Source organism: Collimonas fungivorans (assembly GCF_001584145.1).
Taxonomy (GTDB): Bacteria; Pseudomonadota; Gammaproteobacteria; order Burkholderiales; family Burkholderiaceae_D; genus Collimonas; species Collimonas fungivorans.
Genome location: NZ_CP013232.1, coordinates 1,130,628 through 1,151,917, shown reverse-complemented (window position 1 = coordinate 1,151,917; position 21,290 = coordinate 1,130,628). Strand labels below are relative to the sequence as shown.

The 21,290-nt window shown below is 60.0% G+C and carries 16 protein-coding genes; 3 read left to right on the top strand and 13 right to left on the bottom strand.

The window, feature by feature from the left end; all coding sequences use genetic code 11:
• Nucleotides 1–6: 6 nt before the first annotated feature.
• Nucleotides 7–417 (bottom strand): Holliday junction resolvase RuvX, encoded by a 411-nt coding sequence (ruvX, locus tag CFter6_RS04980; RefSeq protein ID WP_061538982.1) that lies wholly within the window; start codon nucleotides 415–417, stop codon nucleotides 7–9.
• Between the two features lie 54 nt (nucleotides 418–471).
• Entirely contained in the window at nucleotides 472–1,131 is a 660-nt protein-coding gene (locus CFter6_RS04975; RefSeq protein WP_417924786.1) for a YqgE/AlgH family protein, read from the bottom strand.
• 121 nt (nucleotides 1,132–1,252) lie between these two features.
• Between CFter6_RS04975 and CFter6_RS04970 the strand changes: the two genes are divergently transcribed.
• Nucleotides 1,253–2,743 (top strand): cryptochrome/photolyase family protein, encoded by a 1,491-nt coding sequence (locus CFter6_RS04970; protein WP_061538981.1) that lies wholly within the window; start codon nucleotides 1,253–1,255, stop codon nucleotides 2,741–2,743.
• A gap of 54 nt (nucleotides 2,744–2,797) precedes the next feature.
• Here CFter6_RS04970 and CFter6_RS04965 read toward each other — a convergent pair whose 3' ends face one another.
• From CFter6_RS04965 to CFter6_RS04940, 6 genes are all read right to left on the bottom strand, one after another.
• A complete protein-coding gene (locus tag CFter6_RS04965) occupies nucleotides 2,798–8,692 on the bottom strand; it encodes a hybrid sensor histidine kinase/response regulator (protein ID WP_061538980.1) in 5,895 nt (1,964 codons plus the stop codon).
• A 150-nt stretch (nucleotides 8,693–8,842) separates the two neighbouring features.
• A complete protein-coding gene (locus CFter6_RS04960) occupies nucleotides 8,843–11,221 on the bottom strand; it encodes a methyl-accepting chemotaxis protein (RefSeq protein WP_061538979.1) in 2,379 nt (792 codons plus the stop codon).
• A gap of 67 nt (nucleotides 11,222–11,288) precedes the next feature.
• Entirely contained in the window at nucleotides 11,289–11,879 is a 591-nt protein-coding gene (locus CFter6_RS04955; protein ID WP_082814598.1) for a chemotaxis protein CheW, read from the bottom strand.
• Between the two features lie 78 nt (nucleotides 11,880–11,957).
• The gene (locus tag CFter6_RS04950; RefSeq protein ID WP_041742982.1) at nucleotides 11,958–12,323 is read right to left on the bottom strand and encodes a response regulator; all 366 of its coding nucleotides are present in this window, start codon (nucleotides 12,321–12,323) and stop codon (nucleotides 11,958–11,960) included.
• Nucleotides 12,324–12,411: 88 nt separating this feature from the next.
• Nucleotides 12,412–12,828 (bottom strand): response regulator, encoded by a 417-nt coding sequence (locus CFter6_RS04945; protein ID WP_014004782.1) that lies wholly within the window; start codon nucleotides 12,826–12,828, stop codon nucleotides 12,412–12,414.
• 160 nt (nucleotides 12,829–12,988) lie between these two features.
• On the bottom strand, nucleotides 12,989–13,141 hold the full coding sequence (locus tag CFter6_RS04940; RefSeq protein ID WP_082815002.1) for a rubredoxin: 153 nt from the start codon (nucleotides 13,139–13,141) through the stop codon (nucleotides 12,989–12,991).
• A 92-nt stretch (nucleotides 13,142–13,233) separates the two neighbouring features.
• Between CFter6_RS04940 and thiD the strand changes: the two genes are divergently transcribed.
• Together thiD and hemL are read left to right on the top strand one after the other, a co-directional pair.
• Complete coding sequence (gene thiD, locus CFter6_RS04935) at nucleotides 13,234–14,085, top strand: bifunctional hydroxymethylpyrimidine kinase/phosphomethylpyrimidine kinase (protein WP_061538977.1); 852 nt, start codon at nucleotides 13,234–13,236, stop codon at nucleotides 14,083–14,085.
• Nucleotides 14,086–14,155: 70 nt separating this feature from the next.
• A complete protein-coding gene (gene hemL / locus CFter6_RS04930; RefSeq protein ID WP_061538976.1) occupies nucleotides 14,156–15,439 on the top strand; it encodes a glutamate-1-semialdehyde 2,1-aminomutase in 1,284 nt (427 codons plus the stop codon).
• Nucleotides 15,440–15,545: 106 nt separating this feature from the next.
• Here the strand turns inward: hemL and corA are convergent, their stop codons facing one another.
• The 5 genes from corA to CFter6_RS04905 form a co-directional block, all read right to left on the bottom strand.
• Nucleotides 15,546–16,511: a magnesium/cobalt transporter CorA gene (gene corA, locus CFter6_RS04925; RefSeq protein WP_014004778.1), complete on the bottom strand. Its 966-nt coding sequence runs from the start codon at nucleotides 16,509–16,511 to the stop codon at nucleotides 15,546–15,548.
• A 100-nt stretch (nucleotides 16,512–16,611) separates the two neighbouring features.
• Complete coding sequence (gene mtgA, locus CFter6_RS04920) at nucleotides 16,612–17,307, bottom strand: monofunctional biosynthetic peptidoglycan transglycosylase (protein ID WP_061538975.1); 696 nt, start codon at nucleotides 17,305–17,307, stop codon at nucleotides 16,612–16,614.
• A gap of 35 nt (nucleotides 17,308–17,342) precedes the next feature.
• Nucleotides 17,343–18,167, bottom strand: a complete 825-nt coding sequence (gene aroE, locus CFter6_RS04915) for a shikimate dehydrogenase (protein ID WP_061538974.1) — start codon at nucleotides 18,165–18,167, stop codon at nucleotides 17,343–17,345.
• An 8-nt stretch (nucleotides 18,168–18,175) separates the two neighbouring features.
• Nucleotides 18,176–19,075: a TonB C-terminal domain-containing protein gene (locus CFter6_RS04910; RefSeq protein WP_061538973.1), complete on the bottom strand. Its 900-nt coding sequence runs from the start codon at nucleotides 19,073–19,075 to the stop codon at nucleotides 18,176–18,178.
• Nucleotides 19,076–19,183: 108 nt separating this feature from the next.
• Nucleotides 19,184–21,283, bottom strand: coding sequence for a ribonuclease catalytic domain-containing protein (locus CFter6_RS04905; protein ID WP_061538972.1), 2,100 nt, complete (start codon nucleotides 21,281–21,283; stop codon nucleotides 19,184–19,186).
• Nucleotides 21,284–21,290: the final 7 nt, after the last annotated feature.

Here is a 21,290-nt window from a genome sequence, read left to right as displayed (position 1 = left end):
TCAAAGTCATTCGGTTAAGTCATCAAACAAGTCATCAAAATACTGCTGCAGGATGATCGCCGCGGCCTGGTCATCGATTACTTCTCCGCGCTGCTGCTTGATCACCGCAGACGAGTAGCGTTCATCGACCAGCACCGTAGCGACATCGTAGCGGCCGTGCAGCTGGTTGGCAAAACGCTGGCAGCGGACGCTCATCTCGTGCGTTGCGCCGTCCGGATGCAGAGGCAAGCCAACCACGCACAACACCGGCTGCCACTCTTTGATCAGGACCGAGATTTCAGCAAATTTGCCGTCATTGGTGGCAGCGCTGATGACCTGCAGCGGCTGCGCCTGCTTCAGCAAGGTATTGCCGACCGCCACGCCGATGCGCTTCAAGCCGAAATCAAAAGCCAGCACGGTGCCGGTCAAACCCGTCATGCCCGGCTCCCGCACAGATTTTTCAGCAACTCATTCAGAAACGCATTCATCAGTTCAAGCACGTCCGGATTCCGCGGTCAGCATGTACGGTGAAATGCCCAGCAGGTTGACCGCGGCGGCAAACCGCTCGGCAATCGGCAATTCAAAAATGATGGCGGGATCGGCGGCGACAGTCAGCCAGCCGTTGTGGACAATCTCGCTTTCCAGCTGGCCGGCGCTCCAGCCGGAACAGCCCAGGCTGACCAGGATGCGCTGCGGCCCGCTGCCGTGCGCCACTTCTTCCAGCACATCTTTGGAGGTGGTCATGGCGATCTGGTCCGTCACTTTCAAGGTTGACGAATAACTCTTGATCGGCGCATGCAGCACAAAACCGCGCTCAACCTGCACCGGGCCGCCAAACATCACGGGCCGGTCGGCGATCGGGTCGTCGAAACCCAATCCAGGGCTGATTTCAAGCTTGAGATCGATGCGGTCGAACAATACCTGCATAGTCATGTCGGTCGGCTTGTTGATCACCACGCCCAGCGCACCGTTGGCATTATGTTCACACAAATACACCACGGTCCCGCCGAAAACGGGATCCAGCATGGAAGGCATTGCAATAAGGAAATGATTTGTCAGGTTCAGGGGCGGGGAATCCGCGCCGGCCTTCGCGCTGCTCTTGCGCGCGGGAGAATCGTCCGGAGTTGTGTCTAGCTTGGCCATGGACCGCATTTTATCAGTTTTGAATACGCTAAAGCCGCTTTGCATAGTGTTGCTTGTCGGGTAAAGTCCTCGCAAGCCCGCCTCGGCGTTGCCTCACAATCATTCATTTTTTGTATGCATCATTGCCCTCATGCCGCAATTTGAGAAATCCCTGGTCTGGTTTCGTCGCGATTTACGCATGTCCGATCATGCGGCCCTGCACCATGCATTAAAAAACAGCGCGGCGGTATTCTGCGTATTCGTGTTCGATACCGATATCCTGCAGCCATTGCTGGATGCCGGCCTAGGCGCCGATCGCCGGGTTGAATTCATCCGCGGCAGCGTGACCGAGCTCGACCTGGAGCTGCGCAAACTGGCCGGCGGACTGCTGGTGCGCCATGGTCCCGCCCACGATGTCATCCCTGCGCTAGCACGGCAGCTTGGCGTCAACGCCGTGTTCAGCAACCACGATTACGAACCGCAGGCACGGCAGCGCGATGCCGGCGTCGCCAGAACATTGGCCGCCGATGGCCGTGCCTGGCACAGCTACAAGGACCAGGTGATTTTTGAATGCGAGGAGGTGCTGACCGTGGCGGGCCAGCCGTTTTCTGTATTCACGCCCTACAAGAATGCTTGGATGAAAAGGCTGACTGCAGCAGATGGCCCGTTTTTTCTGAAACCCTACCCGATAGAAAAATATGCGGCGCGTCTTGCGCCGCCGCCTTCCTCGCCACCCGAAAAGATACCCAGCCTGGCCGCGCTAGGCTTCAAGGAAACCAACCTGAGAGAGCTGAAGATCGCGCCAGGCATGTCTGGCGCCTCCGGTCTGCTGGAGGACTTCATGCCGCGTATAGGACAATACGGCCAGAGCCGCGATTTCCCGGCCATCAAGGGACCATCGTATCTTTCAATACACCTGCGCTTCGGCACTATTTCGATTCGCACGCTGGCCCGCCTGGCTTATCAGGCGCTGCACCAGGGCGCGGCGGCCGGCGGCGCCGCTATATGGCTGTCGGAACTGATCTGGCGCGATTTCTACTTCATGATCCTGCATCATCATCCGCACGTAGCGCGAGCCGCTTTCAAGCCGGAATACGACGCCATCCGATGGGAAAGCGGCGAGCGCGCACGCAGCCTGTTCCTGGCCTGGTGCGATGGCCGCACCGGCTATCCGCTGGTCGATGCCGCCATGCTGCAACTCAATCGGAGCGGCTATATGCACAATCGCCTGCGCATGGTGACGGCGTCGTTCCTGATCAAGGATCTCGGCATCGACTGGCGCTGGGGCGAACGCTACTTTGCCGAGCGCCTCAACGATTTCGATCTCGCCGCCAATAACGGCGGCTGGCAATGGGCTGCGTCGTCGGGCTGCGATGCGCAACCCTATTTCCGCATTTTCAATCCCATTACCCAGTCTGAAAAATTCGATGCCGACGGCAAGTTCATCCGCCGCTACCTGCCGCAATTGTCCGCTCTCGGCAACAGACATATCCACGCGCCTTGGCTGGCGCCCGCGCAAGAACTGGAACGAGCCGGAATCAGGCTCGGACAAGACTATCCGCTCCCGCTGGTGCAACACGATGAGGCACGTAAGGCAACCTTGCAGCGTTATGCGGTGGTGAAGACAGTGAATGCGGGGTAAGGAAAATTATGCGCATGCATGGAAGACCTGTCTTCCATGCATGCGCATAAAGTGTTATTGCAGGGTGTTGGCTTCTTTCTTGATGAAAGACTTGATGGTGCTGATCAGCTCGTCTTCCTGATACGGCTTGCCCAGGTACTCGTTGACGCCCAGCTCCATCGCATAGCTGCGGTGCTTGGCCGCGGTTCGCGACGTGATCATGATGATCGGGATATGACGGGTACGTTCATCGTTGCGGATGTTGCGGCTCAGATCGAAGCCATCCATGCGCGGCATTTCAATATCCACCAGCATCACGTCAGGTGTAATCGCCTGCAACTGTTCCAGCGCATCGACACCGTCTTTCGCCAGCACCACCTGGTAACCTTCACGCGACAGCAAGCGTTGGGTAACCCGGCGCACGGTCAGCGAATCGTCGACCACCATCACCACGTTCTGGCTGCGCAGGCCCTGCACTGCCTGGGCTGCTTGCGGTGAGCCGGATTCGGCGCTGACGCTCATTTCCGCCACCGCGCCCAAGGTCTCGTGGGTAGCCAGGTGCGATTGCCGCGGCGCCCGCAATTCGTGGGCCGCATTGGATAACTGCCGCATTGCCACCGGCACCGGATTCAAGATCAGCACGATATCGCCCGAACCCAGCACGGTAGCGCCGGCAATGCCGATCATGCGTGACAGCTGCGGGCCGATATTCTTGACCACGACTTCTCGGTTGCCGAGGATTTCGTCGACGTGTATCGCTACCCGGTCGTTACCGCTGCGCAGGATGATGATAGGCGAATATTGCTGCGCCACCGGCACCATCTCGGTATCGCCCAGCAAGGTCGACAGATATTGCAGCGGCACTTTATGTCCCTGCCAGATCAGCGAACCGTCGTTATAGGCCGCGGCCAGCGCCTTCACCTTCAATTGCTGCACCTGCTCGACCAGTGCCGACGGCACCGCATACGTGCTGCCGCCGGTGGTCAGCACCACCACCTGGGTGACAGCCAGCGTCAGCGGCAGGTGAATCGTGAAATGCGTGCCTTGGCCAGGATCGCTGCTGACGGCGACACGGCCGCCCAGCGATGCCGCTTCGGAGCGCACCACGTCCATGCCGACGCCGCGGCCGGCCAGTTCCGTGATATCGGCCGCTGTGGAAAAGCCGGGACGGAAAATCAGGTCCGTGGTTTCCAGGTCGGATATCTGTTCGTCGTTTTCCAACAAGCCAATCGTGCGCGCCTTGTCGCGGATGCGCTGCAGGTTCAAGCCCTGGCCGTCATCCGAAAGCTGGATCAGGATTTCATTGCCGTCCTGGCGGATTTCAATCTTCAGTTCGCCGGTTTCGTTCTTGCCGGCGGCGCGCCGCTCTTCACGCGATTCGATGCCGTGCACGATAGCGTTACGCAGCAGATGCTCGAACGGCGCAATCATTTTTTCCAGCACGCTGCGGTCGATTTCGACGTTGCTGCCGCGGATATCCAGGTTGACGCGCTTGTCCAGTTCCTTGGCGACCTGGCGCGTGAGCCGGTACAGACGCTCGGCGATACTGGCAAACTGCACCATGCGCACGTGCATGAGATCCTGTTGCAGATCACGCGTCAAACGGCGCTGGGTCAGCAAGTCGGCGTTGGCGCCGTCTACCGTGTTGGTCAGGTTCTTTTGCAGCGAGGCGACGTCGTTGACGCTCTCCGCCATCATCCGCGTCAGTTCCTGCAGCCGGGTGAAACGGTCGAATTCAAGCGGGTCAAATTCGCGTTCGCCGGCCAGCGTCATGCGTGAGCTGATCTGCGCTTCCGCCTGGATTTCGATTTCGCGCAACTGGCCGCGCAGGCGATCGACGTTCTCGGTCAGTTCCGACAAGGATATCTGCAAGGTGCCGATGCCGGACTCCAGCCGCGAACGCGTAATCGATACTTCACCGGCCTGGTTCACCAGCCGGTCCAGCACTTCGGCATTGACACGCACCTGCGATACCAGGCCGGTGGTGGCGGCAACCGCCGGCACCGGCGCCACGCCAGCCGCCAGCGACGGCATCACGCTCGGCAAGTTGACCGGGTCGTGCGCCTCCGGAGCCGGCGCAACGACTGCGGCCGCGACCGGCTGCGGCGCCTGCGGATTGCGCAGGTTCTCGAACATGTGCACGCCACGGTCATAATGCGCCAGCAATTCGTCGATAGTCTGCCGCGAAGAGCTGCCCGATTGCAGGATCACTTCGATATGGCTTTCCATCTCGTGCATGTGCTGGCCCAGCACCATCGCGCCGGCCATGCGGGCGCTGCCCTTGATGGTATGCAGATGGCGCAGGATGGCTTGCGACGGCTTGACGTCAGTGGGGTGCTGCTGCCAGCTGCGCAAGGCGCTGCCGATTTGCGGCAGCATGTCGCTGCCCTCTTCCAGGAACACCGGCAACAGGTCGGCATCCAGCTCATCCCGCACCACCAGCGCAGGATCGATCTCTTCCTTGGCCGAATCGAACAACTGCGGCACGGCTGCCAGCGGCGCCGCAGCTATTGGCTGCAGGTCGCCTGCCTCAGCCGGAACGCTTGCGCTTACCTCTTCCGCAACAGCCGGGACCACATGGAGATGGCTCTCGACAGCTGGTCCCGCAACGTCTGCAGCAAATTCCGGCGTCTCCGCCGCATCGGCGGCGGCTATGGTTTCGTCGACAGCTTCCGGCTCTACTTCCACTTCGGCGGCGCGCGATTCCTGGCCCTGCCACAGGCTATCCAGGCTGCTGACCAGGGCCGGTTCGTAATACGGCATGTCGCCTTGCGAGAACTGTTGCAGCATCCATTTGACCCGCTCGACGCTAAGCTGGAGCGTGTCGTAGTCTGCGCCGTGCAGAGGGCCCGGCTGCAGCGCCATCCGCTGCAAAGCCATCTCCAGCGCATGCGCCACTTCCTGCAAAGGCTTGAAACCGACTGTGGCGGAACTGCCGGCGAGCGAATGGGCGGCGTGGACCGACTGCGTCATCACCGGCCGTTCAGGTTCATGCCGCCATTCGGCAAAATCGTGCGACAAGTGCCGCACCAGCTGGTCGGTCTCGGCCAGGTAAATATTGTAAAGCGGCAGGCTGATCGTCAGGTCGCCGATCTGCTTGGTGCTGTCGTCATGACGGATTTCCTGCATGCCGGGAAAAGCGATCACTTCAGCGCTGGCCAGCGCCTCTACCGGCGCCGCTTCAACAGCTGCTGGCTCCGCAACTGCTTCCGCCTGCTCCTCAAATTGAATTTCGGGCAATTTTATTTCTTCGGCAGCTGAAGGCTGTGAAGCCGCTGCAAACAACGCCAGGGCGTCGTCCGTCAACTGGATTTCTTCGGCCTGCGCCGGCAGTTCCGGCAGCTCGCCGAATTCCAGTGTTTCCTCTGTCTCGGCCAGGGCAAGCGCCGCCGGGTCGGCAAACGGTCCGCCTTCACGGACTCTTGCCGCAATTTCAGCCAATGCGTCAGGTGTCTGCTGCGAATGTCCGTGCTGCTGTATCTCTTTTACCCAACCGTCCAGCTGGGTCACGGCGTGATCCAGCAAGGCGTTCAGGTCGGCGCTCACTGCACGCGATTCCGACAGCCACAGGTTCAACACCTGCTCGACGCTCCAGGCTGCTTCGCCGAAAGCGTTCAGGCCGATCATGCGGCCGCTGCCCTTGAGCGTATGGAAAGCGCGGCGCAGTACAGTCAGAGGTTCCTGCTTATGCGGGGCGTCGTGCAATTGCGGCAAGGTCTGCCTGGCATTCGTCAGGACCTCGTCCGCTTCTGACAAAAAAATCTCACGCAGTTCGGCGTCAGCCTCCTCGTCGCTTACTGCAGCCGGCGCTACCGGCACGGCAACTTCCGCCGTGTGCAACGGCACGATAGCGGTGACAATGCCCGCCAGCGATTGTGCCGAGAAATCCGGATGATCGAGGATATCGATGGCTGCCTGGGCCCGGTCCGTAGCTTCGGGATTGTCGCTCAATGCGGCATCGACCCGCATCTGCACCAGCGACTCTTTCAGCCTTTCCTGCAACTCCGGATCATGCGGCTGCGCGGTCAGCGACAGCGCCAGGTCCGCCGATTCCTGCTGGTGCTGCAACAGCTCCTCTTCCACCGTAGCCAGTTCGGGCAAGGACGGCAAGCTGCCACCGGCTGCCGCGCCGGCCACTGTGCCGGCGGCAAGCGCGTGACTGTCGGCGGCAGACGGCACCACCACCGGATCAGGCAGAGGAGCAGCAACCACGGCGCGCCGCTCCAGCAAGTTGATGCGGAACACCCCGGCTTCCTCATCGAAAGTAAAGTGATTGTTCTGCGTATCCGACTGGTGCTGCAGGGTTTCGATAAAGAAGCTGAGTGCGCCGATGTTTTGCGCAATCCGTTCGAATTCCTTCTGCTCCGGCACCACGTCGCTGCCGTCGGCGGCAAACCGCTGCAGAGTGCTGCGGGTATGCTCGACCACGCGTATGGCGTCGCTCTGCTCCTGGATCGCCAGCGCACCCTGGATCTGGTGCAATACCTGCTCGATCTGGGCCAGCACTTCGCGCCGATCCGGATCGTTGAAAAATTCGTCCAGCATCTTTTCGACCTGGCGCAGGCTGGCCAGCATTTCGGAAGCCAGCATCTTGACCGTCTGGCGCTGCTGCGCTTCGCGGTAGATATCGTCAATCCATTGCGCCGGCTTGCCCAGCGTCTCGCCGGACACTACCGACAGCAGGCGCGCCGTCATCGCATCGGCGCGTTCGGAAAAATTCTCCGGCAGGCGGCTGATGTGGTTCAGCGTATTTTCAATAAACAGCAGGCTGGTGGCGATCTCCATGCAGATCGCATCGCCCGGCCGCGAATGCGCAGCATGGCGGGCAATGCCGTTGAGTTCGCGCAGCAGCTTGGACAGCGATGGCGCATTCAGCCGGCTGCCGGCTTCGCTCAGGCCATGCATTTCCTGTTCGAAGGCGGACGCCGGGCTGGCGTCGCCGCTGGCCAGCCGGTCCCACATGTTCTTGGCTTGCGCCAGACGGTCCTTGGCTGTGCTCAAGGCATCCAGGCTGATCTGGCCGTAGTGGCGCGTGCTGTAGTCGGCCGGCACCAAGCCGTTGAGGCGGTAAGCGACACGGATCTGGCTCGCCAGTCTTGATGTCTGTTCGATGCCGGCGATAAAAAACAAGGCATCGCGCAATAGCCTTTCCGAAATGCTCGACGAACCCTGGCTCAAACGCCGCAGCTGCAGGTTGATGCGAGCGAACAACTGCTTGACGTAGAGCTCGTTCGATATCTGAGCGCTGGCTACTGCTTCGGCAAAACCATGCATCACCCACCAGAACGCGCGCGATTGCTGGTTGCGCTGCATCTGTTCGACTTCCGTCACCACACCTTGCATGGCAGCGGCGTTTTCCAGTTCAATCGCCTTGTCGGCGCTTTTCAGGAATGGCAGCAGGGCGCGTTCGAAGCGCTTGCGTAATGGCAGGTAAACGTCCGCTTCAACTATCGCAGCCAGTTCCGCAGCAGGGAAATGGGGGCGAATCGTCAGGTCAGGGAAAAACAGGTCGGCCGGATGGATGCGTTCGGCGCCGCGAATCTCCAGCAGCGCCTGGTAATAAGGAAACAGGCGTACCGGCTGGTGGCTGCCGCCGGCCAGCACTTCGTCCAGGTATTCGATCAGCGCCTGGTAGGCATTGCCGATAATCTGCACATGTTGCGCGCTCAGCTCGGCATGGCCGGATTCTGCGCGTTCAAGTATGTCTTCAACCGTTTCTGTGATGATGGTGACGCCATCGATGTCGACCATCTGCAAAGCGCCGTGCGCCTGGTGCAGATAGGTCTTGGCGTGGCGGATAGCTGTCAGGTAATCGTCGCTGGCAACGTCGCCGGCTTGCGCCAGGGCGGCGCCGGACTGGTTCAGCGCCTCGCGAATTTCGCTCATCACCCATGACAACGGTCCGGTATCAAGGCGCGTCCGCGCTGAATCTTGCAACTGAGCAGCGGTGCTGGAAAAATCGGTGGTCATGACTGCCTCATGGATTCAGGAAGTGGCCAGAGAATCGACCACGATGCATATCCTTCGCCCAGGCACGCGACAGCAGCGCAAACCCGGGCAAGGATGCCGCGCCTGGTCCCGGCCCAATGACAAGCGGGACAGCAAGCGCGGTGCTACACATTAATTGGTCACGCGGAAACGCGATACCGAGCTCTTCAAATCTTCTGCCAGCTTGGACAGTTCACGAATCGACAAGGCCGTCTGTCGTGTACCTTCCCGTGTTTTCTCAGTCACTGAAAGAATGTTTTGAATGTTGGTGGCCACGCCGTTTGCCGAGTTGGCCTGCTGCTCGGTAGTGGAAGAAATGCTTTGAATCAGTTCCGCCAGCCGGTTCGAAACGCGGCGGATGTCCGACAAGGCCGCACCGGCCGCATCTGACAGCTTGGCACCCTCGACCACCCCTTGCGTCGAACGCTCCATCGCCACCACCGCATCGTGGGTGTCGGTCTGAATCGTACGCACCAGAGCGCCGATCTGCTTGGTCGCCGCGCCGGAACGTTCCGCCAGGCGCTGAACTTCTTCCGCCACCACCGAGAATCCGCGGCCTGCTTCGCCGGCCGATGCTGCCTGGATCGCCGCATTCAGCGCCAGCACGTTGGTCTGTTCGGTAATGTCGGAAATCAGTTCGGTGATTTCGCCAATTTCCTGGGACGATTCACCCAGCCGCTTGATGCGCTTGGAAGTTTCCTGGATGTGTTCGCGGATTTCATTCATGCCTGAGATCGCGTTTTCCACCGCCTTGGAACCTTCTTCCGCCGCACTAACCGATTGCCGCGCCACTTCGGCCGACTCGCTGGCCGATTTGGAAACGTCGGTAATCTGGGTCGCCATGTCGAGGACCGCTTGCGTGGTTTCCTGAATGTCGCGCGACTGCCGTTGCGACGCTGCCAGCAGTTCGATCGAAATGCTTTGCGCCTGGTCCGATGCAATCGTCACCTGCTGGGCGGTGGCGGTAACCCGGCCGACCAGCCCGCGCAACTCTTCCACCGTGTAGTTAACCGAGTCGGCGATCGCGCCGGTAATGTCTTCCGACACCGTTGCCTGCACCGTCAAGTCACCGTCCGCCACTTCCTGCAATTCATTCATCAGGCGCAAAATCGCGGCCTGGTTCTGGTCGTTGGCGTTACTTGCATCTTCTTCCTGCTTGATCGCCTGCAGGCGCTGTTCTTCCGCTTCCATCCGGCGCACGTCAGCCTCATGGGTACGGTGACGTCCGTCCTGCACCTGGACCCAGGCGATGCCTGCCGCTGCCAGCAGCGTAACTAGGGCGGCCAGCAGCATCAGCCAGAACCAGATGCTTTGCGAGTCCTGCGCGTCGCGATAGGTGTCTTGCAAGGCGCCCAGGCGTTGCTTGAGGTTTTCGTTCTCGGTAAAGATCAGCTGTTCCGATTGTTTCGCCGAAACGAAGTTCTGCATGTTGCCCAGGATCGATGCCACCGATTCCTGGTACTCGGCAAAGCTCTTTTCCAGTTCGGTCAGCTTGCTGCGCTCTTCTTCGCTCTTGCTGGCCGGCAGGCGCAATACGTCGCTGCCGTTCAGGAAGCCGCTGACGATGTCGCGGAAGGTATTGGTATCCTTGCCCAGCAAGAATGCGGTTTCCGGGTTCACACCTTCCGAGGTCAGGAATTCATTCGCGCTACGGCCCAGACGCTGGGTCAGCATGACCAGTTGCGAAGAAGCAGCGATTTCGCGCGGAGTGGCGCCAGTCTGGGTTTTCAGCGTCGCGATCTGTTCCGACAGGTCGAGCAGGTTAGGCGAGATGCCGTTCAGTTTTTGCAGCGTCACGCCGAAGCTGGTCAATTCCTTTTGCAGCTTGAGGATGGTATCCGCGGCCTTGTCGGTATTCGACCAGACCTTGTTGACATCGGTCAGCTTGGAACCCATGGTGGCGCTAGGGCTGCCGATATCGTGTCCCTTGTAATCGCCGCCCTTGGACAAGATGTTCAGGTCCTGGTTGAATTCCTTGCGGCTGTCGGCCAACTGCTTGAACGCTTCAGGGTTACCCTGAATCGCATTCGGCGTCGCCTTACCGATACGCTGCGAGTGCATCAGCGCGTCGCCGGCGATCTGGGTCTGGGTCGAGCTCATCGCCGAACTCTTGGCGCTCAGCCAGAGGAACAGGATGGTCAGCAGCAAGGCGCCGACCAGTACGGTCACCAGCAGGCGGATCTGCTTTTGCTGCGGCAGTCTGCCGATCAGCGGCAATGGCGAAGAATCGGGGCTGGCGATGCTGGCGGCGGCACTGGCGAAAGACGGTGCCGCGGCGGATTCCTTGACAGCTTCCCGCGGAGCGGCGGTGAACGCCGGGGCTGGGGCCGCAGCCGGCTGCGGTGCAGCGATCGGCGTCAACAACGGCGCAGGCGACGGTTCAGGAATGAAACGCTCTTCCATCACAGTCTGCTCCGGATCATGCATCAATGCTTCCTGCACGAAACGATCACCTGCTTCGCCCTGCTCTTCCTTGGCCGCCTTGGATAAAGACGGTAGTTTGAATGCCATTACAGAATCTCCTAATTGCAAATTCGCTGCCACCGGATACCGCTGTTGTTGCAACGGCACCTGGGACTCATAAACCTACTTGTAAAAAACGAGGGTCGTGCAAGATCTGGGCCATGCTCAGCTCGGTCCAGAGCTGCGAGTCACTGTCGAGATAGCGTTTGGCGCCTTCCTGGTCCAGTGAATCCGGGGCTTGCAGGGTCATCTGGGCGACGTTGCGCAAGCCCATGACACGGGAAACCAGCAAGCCGCTGTTGAATGAAAATGACGGTGCAAAAGCGACAATCCGGCATTCCTTGTCAATTTGCGTCACCCCATGGCCCTGAAAACGCGCAAAATCGATCACGCTGATCAGCGTACCGCGCACATTGCTCAGTCCCAGGTACCAGTCATGGGTCAAAGGCACCCGCGAGATCTGGTCGACCGCGACGATTTCGCCCGCCTCTTGCAAATTCAACAACCACCGGGTCTGCCCGATCAGCAAGCCGAGCTGGCTTTCCTGCGCTTCGCTGCCGCTGCGCGCGGCCTGCATCCGCTCCAGCAAATGCGACTGGAATTCACGCAGCCGGCTGCGGCGCGAGTCGGCGTCAAGGGCGACCTTGTTGACTGGTAGCGAGGAAGGCGATGTTTCTGCCGTCAGATGCGAGCTTGATTGGGTCATATTGATTGGGCGCTCATTTCGCGTAAACTTGGCTAGATTCGTCGGCTTAAATTCAGCAACGTCGAATGCGGCGCTCGATTAACCAAGCGCAGCGATTTTCGCCAGCAATTCCTTCGGATCGATAGGTTTCACCAGGTAGTCGCGCGCACCTTGGCGCAGGCCCCAGATACGGTCGGTTTCCAGGCCCTTGCTGCTGCAGATGATGATGGGAATGTCCTTGGTGTCCTCATCGCGCGTGATCGAGCGCGTCACCTGGAAACCGTTCTGGCCCGGCATCACCACATCCATCAGGATCAGTTGCGGTTTGTCAGCCTTGATCTTGTCGAGGATGCCTTCGCCGTTTTCGGAGGTCGACACCGAGTAGCCGGCTTTCGCCAGGATATCGGTCAGGACATAACGCTCGGTTGGCGAGTCGTCGACAATGAGAATCTTCTGTATGGGCATGTTCAACCTTTATTTGCTTCGTAATTGCTTCGTAATTGCTTCGTGCTTCAAATGATGTAAATCGGCCAGCCTGCTTCCAGATCTTGCTTCAGGCTGTAACCGGGATGGCACCGTCCGCCGTCTGCGTGTGCTGGCGCACCGCCTTCAGCAGACTGTCTTTGGTAAACGGCTTGGTGAGATATTCGTCGGAACCGACCATGGCGCCGCGCGCACGGTCAAACAAGCCGTCCTTGGACGACAGCATGACCACCGGCGTAGCATGGAATTTGGCGCTCTTCTTGATCAGGGCGCAAGTCTGATAGCCATCCAGGCGCGGCATCAGGATGTCGCAGAAGATCAGCGCAGGCTTGTGATCGTTAACTTTCGCCAAGGCATCGAAGCCGTCTTCGGCAAGTACCACCTGATACCCAGCCTGGCTCAGGAAAATCTCCGCAGAACGCCGGATTGTGCTGCTATCGTCAATGACCATTACCTTCAGGTTGACGCCGCCAAGTGATGTTGTCATGAAATCGTCTCATTCAATCCAAATAAATCTACGGCGTCACTGTAACAAAGAAAGACATTCCTTAGAACAATGTTTGCGAAGGGCAGCCGATAAAGTTCAATTTATTTTGTAACTTGAGACGATAACTTGATATTCCTGCAATGAAAATGTGGTATTTGGCTTAAATAGCAACCATTTCAAAATCTTCCTTGCGCGCGCCGCATTCCGGGCAGGTCCAATTCATTGGCACGTCCGCCCATTTGGTGCCGGGGGCAATGCCTTCCTCCGGCAAACCGGCTGCTTCGTCATAGACCCAGCCGCAAATCAGGCACATCCAGGTTTGGAACTCGTTAGTTTCGTTATTGCTCACAGCGGTGACCCTTCAATCAAGTAAAATGCAAAGTCGGATATCTTAATCTACCCGCCGTGCAAAACCAAACTTCTCCACTTATATTGACTTTCGGCGTTGCCGATCCCGTCGGCGCCGCCGGCATCCAGGCTGACCTGGCCACCTTTTCGGCCATGGGCTGCCACGGCCTGTCTGTCATCACGTCGATCCTGATCGGCGACACCGCCCGCATCGAAGACACCCAGCAGATCGACGCTGACTGGGTGGCGGACCAGGCGCGCGTGCTGCTGGAAGACATGCCTGTTGCTGCCTTCAAGGTAGGCGCCGTCGGCAGCATCGAAAGCGTTTCGGTGATCGCCGAGATCGTTTCGGATTATCCTGAAATCCCGCTGATTCTAGACCCTTTCTTATCGGCCATGCCAGATCAGGGGCAAGACAGCGAAGACCTGCTGACCGCGATCCGCGAACTGCTGGTTCCGCAAACCACGGTGATGCTGGTATCGGCGGTGGAACTGGCGCGCCTGGCCGAAACCTGGCGCGAACCTTCGTCCGAAGACATGATGAGCCTGGACGCCATGCGCATCATCGAACTCGGCTGCGAATATCTGTTCGTGACCGGCACACCGACCCCTGCCGCCGAAATCGGCAACACCCTGTTCAATGAATCGGGCGTGGTGCGGCAAGACAGCTGGCCGCGCATTTCCGGCTCTTTCAGCGGCGCCGGCACCACCCTGTCGGCGGCGATCGCAGCGATGCTGGCCAACGGCCTGGACGTGCCGGAAGCGGTGTCCGAGGCGCAGGAATTCACCTTGGCGGCGGTCACCGCCGCACAGCGGCTGGGCATGGGCAAGCTGATCCCGGACCGTTATTTCTGGGCCCGCGAAGAAGGCCTGGAACGGCGCGACGAGGACGGCGGCGAGGCTTCCTGATTTTTCAGTGTATTTGCCATACACAGCGCGCGCCAGCATCTTTCCACACTTATTTTTCGACGATCACGACATGACTTCCAATAACGACACCTTGTTTGCCCGCGCCCAGCTGACCACTCCCGGCGGCGTCAACTCGCCGGTGCGCGCCTTCCGTTCGGTAGGCGGCACGCCGCGCTTCATCACCCGCGCCGAAGGCCCGTATTTCTGGGATGCCGACGATCGTCGTTATATCGACTACATCGGCTCCTGGGGCCCGGCGATTGTCGGCCACGCCCACCCGACCGTGATCAAGGCAGTGCAAGACGCCGCCGCGCGCGGCCTGAGTTTCGGCGCGCCGACCCAGGGCGAAATCGAGATCGCGGAAGAAATCTGCAAGCTGGTGCCGTCGATAGAACAGGTGCGCCTGGTCTCGAGCGGCACCGAAGCCACCATGAGCGCGCTGCGCCTGGCGCGCGGCGCTACCGGCCGCGACAAGATCGTCAAGTTCGAAGGCTGTTACCACGGCCATGCCGATTCGCTGCTGGTCAAGGCCGGCAGCGGCTTGCTGACCTTCGGCAATCCGACTTCGGCCGGCGTGCCGGAAGATTTCGTCAAGCACACCTTGGTGCTCGACTACAACAACACCCAGCAGCTGGAAGACGCCTTCAAGGACATGGGCGACCAGATCGCCTGCGTGATCGTCGAACCGGTTGCCGGCAACATGAACCTGGTGCGCGCTACGCCGGAATTCCTGCAAACCATGCGCCGCCTGTGCACGCAGTACGGCACGGTGCTGATTTTCGATGAAGTCATGTGCGGTTTCCGCGTGGCGTTGGGCGGCGCGCAAGCGCTGTACGACATCAAGCCCGACATCACCGCGCTGGGCAAGGTGATAGGCGGCGGCCTGCCGGTGGCGGCGTTCGGCGGCCGCGCCGACCTGATGGGCCACATGGCGCCGCTCGGTTCGGTATATCAAGCCGGCACGCTGTCCGGCAATCCGGTGGCGGTAGCGGCCGGCATGAGCACCCTCAAGCTGATCCAGGAACCTGGTTTCTACACCAGGCTGGGGACCCAGACCAGCAAGCTGGTCAACGGCCTGAGCGCGGCAGCAAAAGAAGCCGGCGTCACTTTCAGCGGCGATGCGATCGGCGGCATGTTCGGCCTGTATTTTGCTGCAGCGGTGCCGGACAGTTATGCAGCGGTGATGGCGTCCAGCAAGGACCTGTTCAACAAATTCTTCCATGCCATGCTGGACGCCGGCGTATACCTGGCGCCGTCGGCGTTCGAAGCAGGTTTTGTTTCGGCGCAGCATGACGATGCAGTGATCGAAACCACCATCGCCGCAGCACGCGGTGCATTTGCACAGCTGGTTTAACCCTGGGACGTAGGGTGGGCACCCGTGCCCACGCGTGACTTCAATTCTATAACGCGTGGGCAAAAAGACCTGCCCACCCTACTTCTTTCAAGTATCCCACTCTGCCTTAATTCAGCCAGCCGCGCCGGCGGAAATACCAGAACGGCGTGATCGCCGAGCACACCATCAGCACCAGCGCCAGCGGATAACCCATATGCCACTCAAACTCCGGCATGAAACGGAAGTTCATGCCGTAGATGCTGGCGATCAGGGTCGGCGGCAAGAACGCCACCGAAGCGACCGAGAAGATCTTGATGATCTTGTTCTGGTTGATGTTGATGAAACCGACTGTCGCATCCATCAGGAAGTTGATCTTGTCGAACAGGAAGGCGGTGTGGCCGTCCAGCGATTCGATATCGCGCAGGATCTGCCGCGCATCCTCAAACTGGTCCACGCTCAGCAGGCGGCCGCGCATCAGGAAACTCACCGCGCGGCGCGTATCCATCATGTTGCGCCGGATGCGGCCGTTCAAGTCTTCCTCATGCGCCATCGCGCTCAGGGCTTCGGCCGCGGCCTGGTCGGTCAGTTTCTTTTGCAGCACGCGCTGGCTGACCTCATCCAGCTGCTTGTATACGCCCTCCAGGGCGTCGGCGGAGTACTCGGCATCGGTCTGGTACAGGTCCAGCAATACGTCCTTGTAATCGCCGATAGAGCCCGGCCGCGAGCGCGCGCGCATGCGCACCAGGCGGAACACCGGCAAATCTTCTCCATGTACCGAAAACAGGATATTGCGCGCCAGGATAAAGGCGACCGTAACGGTCGATGACGGACCGTCGTCTTCTTCGAACAGGAAATCGGTGCGCAGGTGCAAGTCGCCGTTTTCGGCTTCGTAGTATCGGGCGGATGCCTCGATATCCTTGACCTCGTCTTCACCCGGCAAGGTCACGCCGTAGATACTCTTGACCCAGGCCCGTTCCTGGTCGTTCGGTTCGGTCAGGTCGACCCATACCGGCTGTACTTTCTCGAGGTCGCTGTGGCTCTCGATGTTGACCTGGTTGAGGCGGCCGTTTTGCAAAACAAATACATTGATCATGCTTACCTCGACTGATTTTCAGGGAAGTTGCTTTTCAGTTTCTTGCGTCCCTACAACGGGGGATTCGCTGCCAATTAAACAACTTCCGACAGGGCGTATATTAAGGCAATTCGGCCGATCCCATGCGCCGTAAAATCAGGCCGGTGCGTTGCGACAAATATGCCGAGCCGCGATTCTTGTCGTAGAAACGCGGCTTCGGCAGCATCACCGCGAGCCGCGCGGCCTGGCTGGCGCCGAGATTGCTGGCGGAAGTCCTGAAATAATGCTGGGCCGCGGCCTCGGCGCCGAACACGCCGTTGCCCCACTCCACCACGTTCAGGTAAATTTCGAATATGCGTTCCTTGTCCATCCAGAACTCAAGCATGTAGGTAATCACCAGCTCCTGTCCCTTGCGCAGGTAACTACGCTCGCCGGACAAGAACAGGTTTTTCGCCAACTGCTGGGTGATGGTGGAACCGCCGCGCACTACCTTGCCCTTCTTGGCATTTTTTTCGTAAGCCTGCTGCAAGGCATCCCAGTCGACGCCGTCATGCTCGGAAAAATTGGCGTCTTCCGAGGCGATGATTGCGCGCTTCAGGTTATTCGAGATGCGCGAGTACGGCACCCATTTGAATTGCAGCTGTGCATCGGGCACGGTTTCATGCAACTCCGACAAGCGGTGCCGCATGAAGCTGGTGGAGCTCGGATTGTGATCGACCCACCAGCCGATCTGCAGGAAAAAATACAGCTGCAGCAGCAGGACGGCCGCAATCAGCAGCATACATAAGCGCAACACAAGCTTGCCGACTGGCTTCATCCCCGTTCCCTGCAAATAATTAACTTAACAAACGCTTAAAGCTGCGCGCGCAAGGCGGTAAATACCGCATCGGTAGGCGGCCGCACGCCGCGCCAGATAAAAAACGATTCCGCCGCCTGCTCCACCAGCATGCCCAGGCCGTCGCGCACCAGGGCGCCATGGCTGGCGGCAAACCGCATGAATATGGTCGGCTGAGGACCGTACATCATGTCGTAAGCCAGCGTCGCCGGACCGAATACGCTGGCGGCCAGCGGCGGCAGCTCTGCCTGCAGGCTGGCCGAAGTAGCGTTAATCACCAGGTCGTATTGCTGCGTTGCTTCGGTAAAACCGCAAGCGCTCAATGTGCAGCCGGCGCCGCTGTATGGCTGGAACTGCTGCACCAGCTGCTGCGCCTTGGCCGCGGTGCGGTTGGCGATTGTCAGTTGCGCCGGCTGGCGCTCCAGCAACGGCAGCAAGACGCCGCGCGCGGCGCCGCCGGCGCCCAGCAGCAGGATTTTTTTATGCGCCAGGTCGAAACCGGCATTGTCCGCGATATCGGTGACCAGGCCGACGCCGTCAGTGTTATCGCCGAGTATTTCGGCGCCGTCGAATTTCAAGGTGTTCACGGCGCCGGCAGCCTGCGCCCGAGGGGTCAGGCTGTTCGCCAGCGCATATGCTTCCAGCTTGAACGGCACGGTGACGTTGGCGCCGCGGCCGCCCTGCCCGATGAATTCCTGCACTGTCGCGGCAAAGCCGTCGAGCGGCGCCAGCAAGCGTGCATAACGCATGTCCTGGCCGGTCTCGGCGGCAAAACGGGCGTGGATGTCAGGCGACTTGCTGTGCGCGATCGGATTGCCGATCACTACGTAGGCCGCAGTCATCTTTGCAGTCACTGGTTGACTCCTCCCATCAGTTGCGCTTCGAGCAAGCCTTCACGGGTGAATTCGAAAGTGGAAATCACTTCCCACACATCGTCTTTGCCGCTGCTGCGCATGTTCTCCGGGAAGCGTCCGAACGGGGCGGAGCGCTCAATGATTTTCAGGGTGGCGCGGTCCAGCTCGGGATTGCCTGAGCCGCGCTCGATCCGCGGGCCGCCCTCTCTGGTGTACAGCGAACCGTCCTGGTAAATCGGAATGTACACCACCAGCCGCCCGTACAGGTTGCGGCCATTCTTTTTCGGGAAGTTCAGCGTGCCCAGTTTTTCAACCTTGTCCTGGAACGACTTGTAATAGGCGGCGTAACCGACGGCGCGGGTGCTCGGCGTAATCTGCGTCTTTTTCGGCCGCTTGTTGTAATCGTCGATATTCTTGGCGATTTCCGCTTCCTTGCGGGCAATCGCCTTGGCGCTCTCGACCATGTCCTTGCCGCTAGGCTGCGGCGTGTTGTCGCTGACCTTGTCGTTGAGATCCATGACTGGCATCTTCAGCGGCGTTTCCTTGCGCATCTGCGCCAGCATCTGCTGCTGCTGCTGTTCCAGCTGTTCGATCCGGCGCCTGGTCGCCTGCACGTTGTCGCCGTCTTCCGACTTGCGCATATCGGGCAGCGGCGACTTGGCGCGGCCGGCATCGGCATTGCCGCCGCCGTCCAGGTTGGCTTGCGCCAGCGCCTCCGCCTTGACCGGCTTGGTATTGTGCTTGGCATTGACCAGGATCACTTCCAGCAACGGGTCGGTGGGTTTCAGCCTGAACGCTTCCGGCGCGGCAAAGCGCACCGCCAGCAGGCCCGCATGCGCCAATACCGACGCCGCAATGGCGCCGACCAGGATTCGATTTTGGAAAAAAGATTTCACGCGTGAGCTAAAAATGGCTATAAAAGAGAGAGATTCTACGGCATAGAGAGGTGCAGAGAGATGCCCACGGGAAATTTACCGTCGCTTTCTTCAGCTTGCCGCGAGAGTTCATTCCGTTAGTGGCTTGATCTCCCCGATAGCGCTCCCAGGCTCGGCGGCCGTATCGCCCGCAGGATCCTCCGGCAGCGCGTCCACCGCTTCATGCGCTGTCTCGTGCGGCATGTCCATTGCCGCATCCAGTTCTTCCGAAATTTCCTCTTCGTCCTCCGGCTCCAGCTGCTGGGCCTCGGTGCTTGGCGCCGCGGAGACTTCCAGCAAGCGTGCCTCGACCGTCAGTTCGACCTCATCCCAGCGCAGGATGTCCAGCTTGACCTGGGTGCCGCGCGCCAGCTGTTGCATGCCTGGCAATTTGATGATCAGCGGGATCTCTGCCAGGCGCAGGATTTCGTCTTTCAGCACTGCCGCCTCGACCTGGCGCATTCCATGCTGCGCCTGTTCCTGGCCCAGCCAGCGCAGACACCAGTAACGCTCCATGTTCGACTGGAAATCGCCATAACCGGAATAAGCGGCGTCGAAGCCGGATACGATGGCGAACAGATCGGCGTCGCGCGGCTTGAATGGGGCGACCAAGGGCGCCGCGACTCCGCCTTCGACGCAAGCCAGGATCTGCCACTGGTTGACCAGGTCGGTGTACCGGCGCAAGGGCGAGGTGCTCCAGGCGTACTGGTCGACTCCCAGCCCCTGATGCGGCGCCGCGTGGGTCACCATGCGCACCTGCATCTTGGCGGCCCAGCCGCCGCTGCCGCCGCCCTGCGCCCGGTAGATGCCCGGCACGCCATGGTCGGACATCAGTTTGCCCCAGCTGCTGTTGGCGAAGATCATCAGCTCCGCCACGATCTTGTCGAGCGGCGCACCGCGCTTGCGGCGAGCGATGGTGACTATCTCGTCTTCCACGTAGAAGTTGAAGTCGACGCGATTGTTCTGTTCCGGCCGCAAGCCGAAACTTTCGCGCTTGGCCATGCGGCCCTGCTCCAGCACTTGTATCCATTTCCACAACAAGGCAATGTCAGCCTTGTGCGGATACTCGCCGGCGTCGTTGGCGAGATTTTCCTCGGTCACCAGCTCGTCCAGCGTGTTGTGGCGCAGGTTGGCTGAAATCGGCACCAGTTCGGCCTTGGTCTCGGTGCTGACCACGCTCCAGTCGGCAGGGTCGAGCGTGGCGTACAGGGACAGCGCCGGGCAGTTCTTGCCTTCGGCCAGGGTGAAGGCCTCGACCAGCTCGTCCGGCAGCATGGTGATCTTGTCGCCCGGCATATACACGGTCGACATGCGCTGGCGCGCGATCGCATCAAGCGCGTCACCGCGCTTGATGCCCAGGCCCGGCGCCGCGATGTGGATGCCGACCCGCACCTTGCCGTCCGCCAGCGTCTGCACCGACAAGGCATCGTCGATTTCGGTAGTAGTGACATCGTCAATGGAAAATGCCTGCACCGATGCCAGCGGCAGCTCCGCTACCGCTGGAATGACGATCTTGGGAAAACCTGAACCCTTGGGGAAAAATTCCAGCAGGAACCTGGAAAGATGCAACTGCTTCGGTGAGGCGATGCCGCCTACCGTCAACATCAGGCGCTGCGGCGATGTCTGCAATTCATTGCAGGCGGTTTCCAGCGCCTTGTATTCGATGCTGTTCTTGTCCGGCTTGAACAGCAGCTGCAGCGCCAGCGGCTTCATCACCTCCGGCAGTTGCCCGGCCTTCAGCTGCGTTACATATTCGGCCTGCACCAAGGCTTGCTGCTTTTTCTTTTCGATGCCGGCCTGGGCCGCTTTCAGCGAGGTTTCCGGCGCCGCCTTGTAACGGCCCTTGCCCTTTTTATAAAAATAAATCGGCGCCGTGTGCAGGCTCAGCAGCAAACCCGCGGCTTCAGCCGGCAACGGCGCATGGCCGAAATATTCCGCACCCAGCTCGGCAAAACCGAATTCTTCCTGGCCCGCGACTTCCCACAGGAAATCGAGCTCTATCCCTTGCGCGATCTGCTGCGCTTCTTCCAGCAGCTGTTGCGGTGTCGGCGCGGTGAATTGCAACAGCACATCCTTGGATTTGACCTTGCTGCGTTTGCCCGACTGCAGTTCGACCTGATAGGCCTCGCCTTGCTGCGACAGTACAACCCCTGCTTTAAAGTCGCCGGACTCTTCAAAAAATAGATTCATTGCATGC

What these genes read in the sequence shown, in the direction of transcription:
- mtgA (WP_061538975.1), bottom strand. Translation starts at nt 17,307, where the DNA reads ATGAAGCCAGTCGGCAAGCTTGTGTTGCGCTTATGTATGCTGCTGATT.
- CFter6_RS04940 (WP_082815002.1), bottom strand. Translation starts at nt 13,141, where the DNA reads ATGTGCCTGATTTGCGGCTGGGTCTATGACGAAGCAGCCGGTTTGCCG.
- CFter6_RS04975 (WP_417924786.1), bottom strand. Translation starts at nt 1,131, where the DNA reads ATGCGGTCCATGGCCAAGCTAGACACAACTCCGGACGATTCTCCCGCG.
- CFter6_RS04965 (WP_061538980.1), bottom strand. Translation starts at nt 8,692, where the DNA reads ATGACCACCGATTTTTCCAGCACCGCTGCTCAGTTGCAAGATTCAGCG.
- CFter6_RS04955 (WP_082814598.1), bottom strand. Translation starts at nt 11,879, where the DNA reads ATGACCCAATCAAGCTCGCATCTGACGGCAGAAACATCGCCTTCCTCG.
- CFter6_RS04905 (WP_061538972.1), bottom strand. Translation starts at nt 21,283, where the DNA reads ATGAATCTATTTTTTGAAGAGTCCGGCGACTTTAAAGCAGGGGTTGTA.
- ruvX (WP_061538982.1), bottom strand. Translation starts at nt 417, where the DNA reads ATGACGGGTTTGACCGGCACCGTGCTGGCTTTTGATTTCGGCTTGAAG.
- CFter6_RS04960 (WP_061538979.1), bottom strand. Translation starts at nt 11,221, where the DNA reads ATGGCATTCAAACTACCGTCTTTATCCAAGGCGGCCAAGGAAGAGCAG.
- CFter6_RS04945 (WP_014004782.1), bottom strand. Translation starts at nt 12,828, where the DNA reads ATGACAACATCACTTGGCGGCGTCAACCTGAAGGTAATGGTCATTGAC.
- corA (WP_014004778.1), bottom strand. Translation starts at nt 16,511, where the DNA reads ATGATCAATGTATTTGTTTTGCAAAACGGCCGCCTCAACCAGGTCAAC.
- CFter6_RS04970 (WP_061538981.1), top strand. Translation starts at nt 1,253, where the DNA reads ATGCCGCAATTTGAGAAATCCCTGGTCTGGTTTCGTCGCGATTTACGC.
- aroE (WP_061538974.1), bottom strand. Translation starts at nt 18,167, where the DNA reads ATGACTGCGGCCTACGTAGTGATCGGCAATCCGATCGCGCACAGCAAG.
- hemL (WP_061538976.1), top strand. Translation starts at nt 14,156, where the DNA reads ATGACTTCCAATAACGACACCTTGTTTGCCCGCGCCCAGCTGACCACT.
- CFter6_RS04950 (WP_041742982.1), bottom strand. Translation starts at nt 12,323, where the DNA reads ATGCCCATACAGAAGATTCTCATTGTCGACGACTCGCCAACCGAGCGT.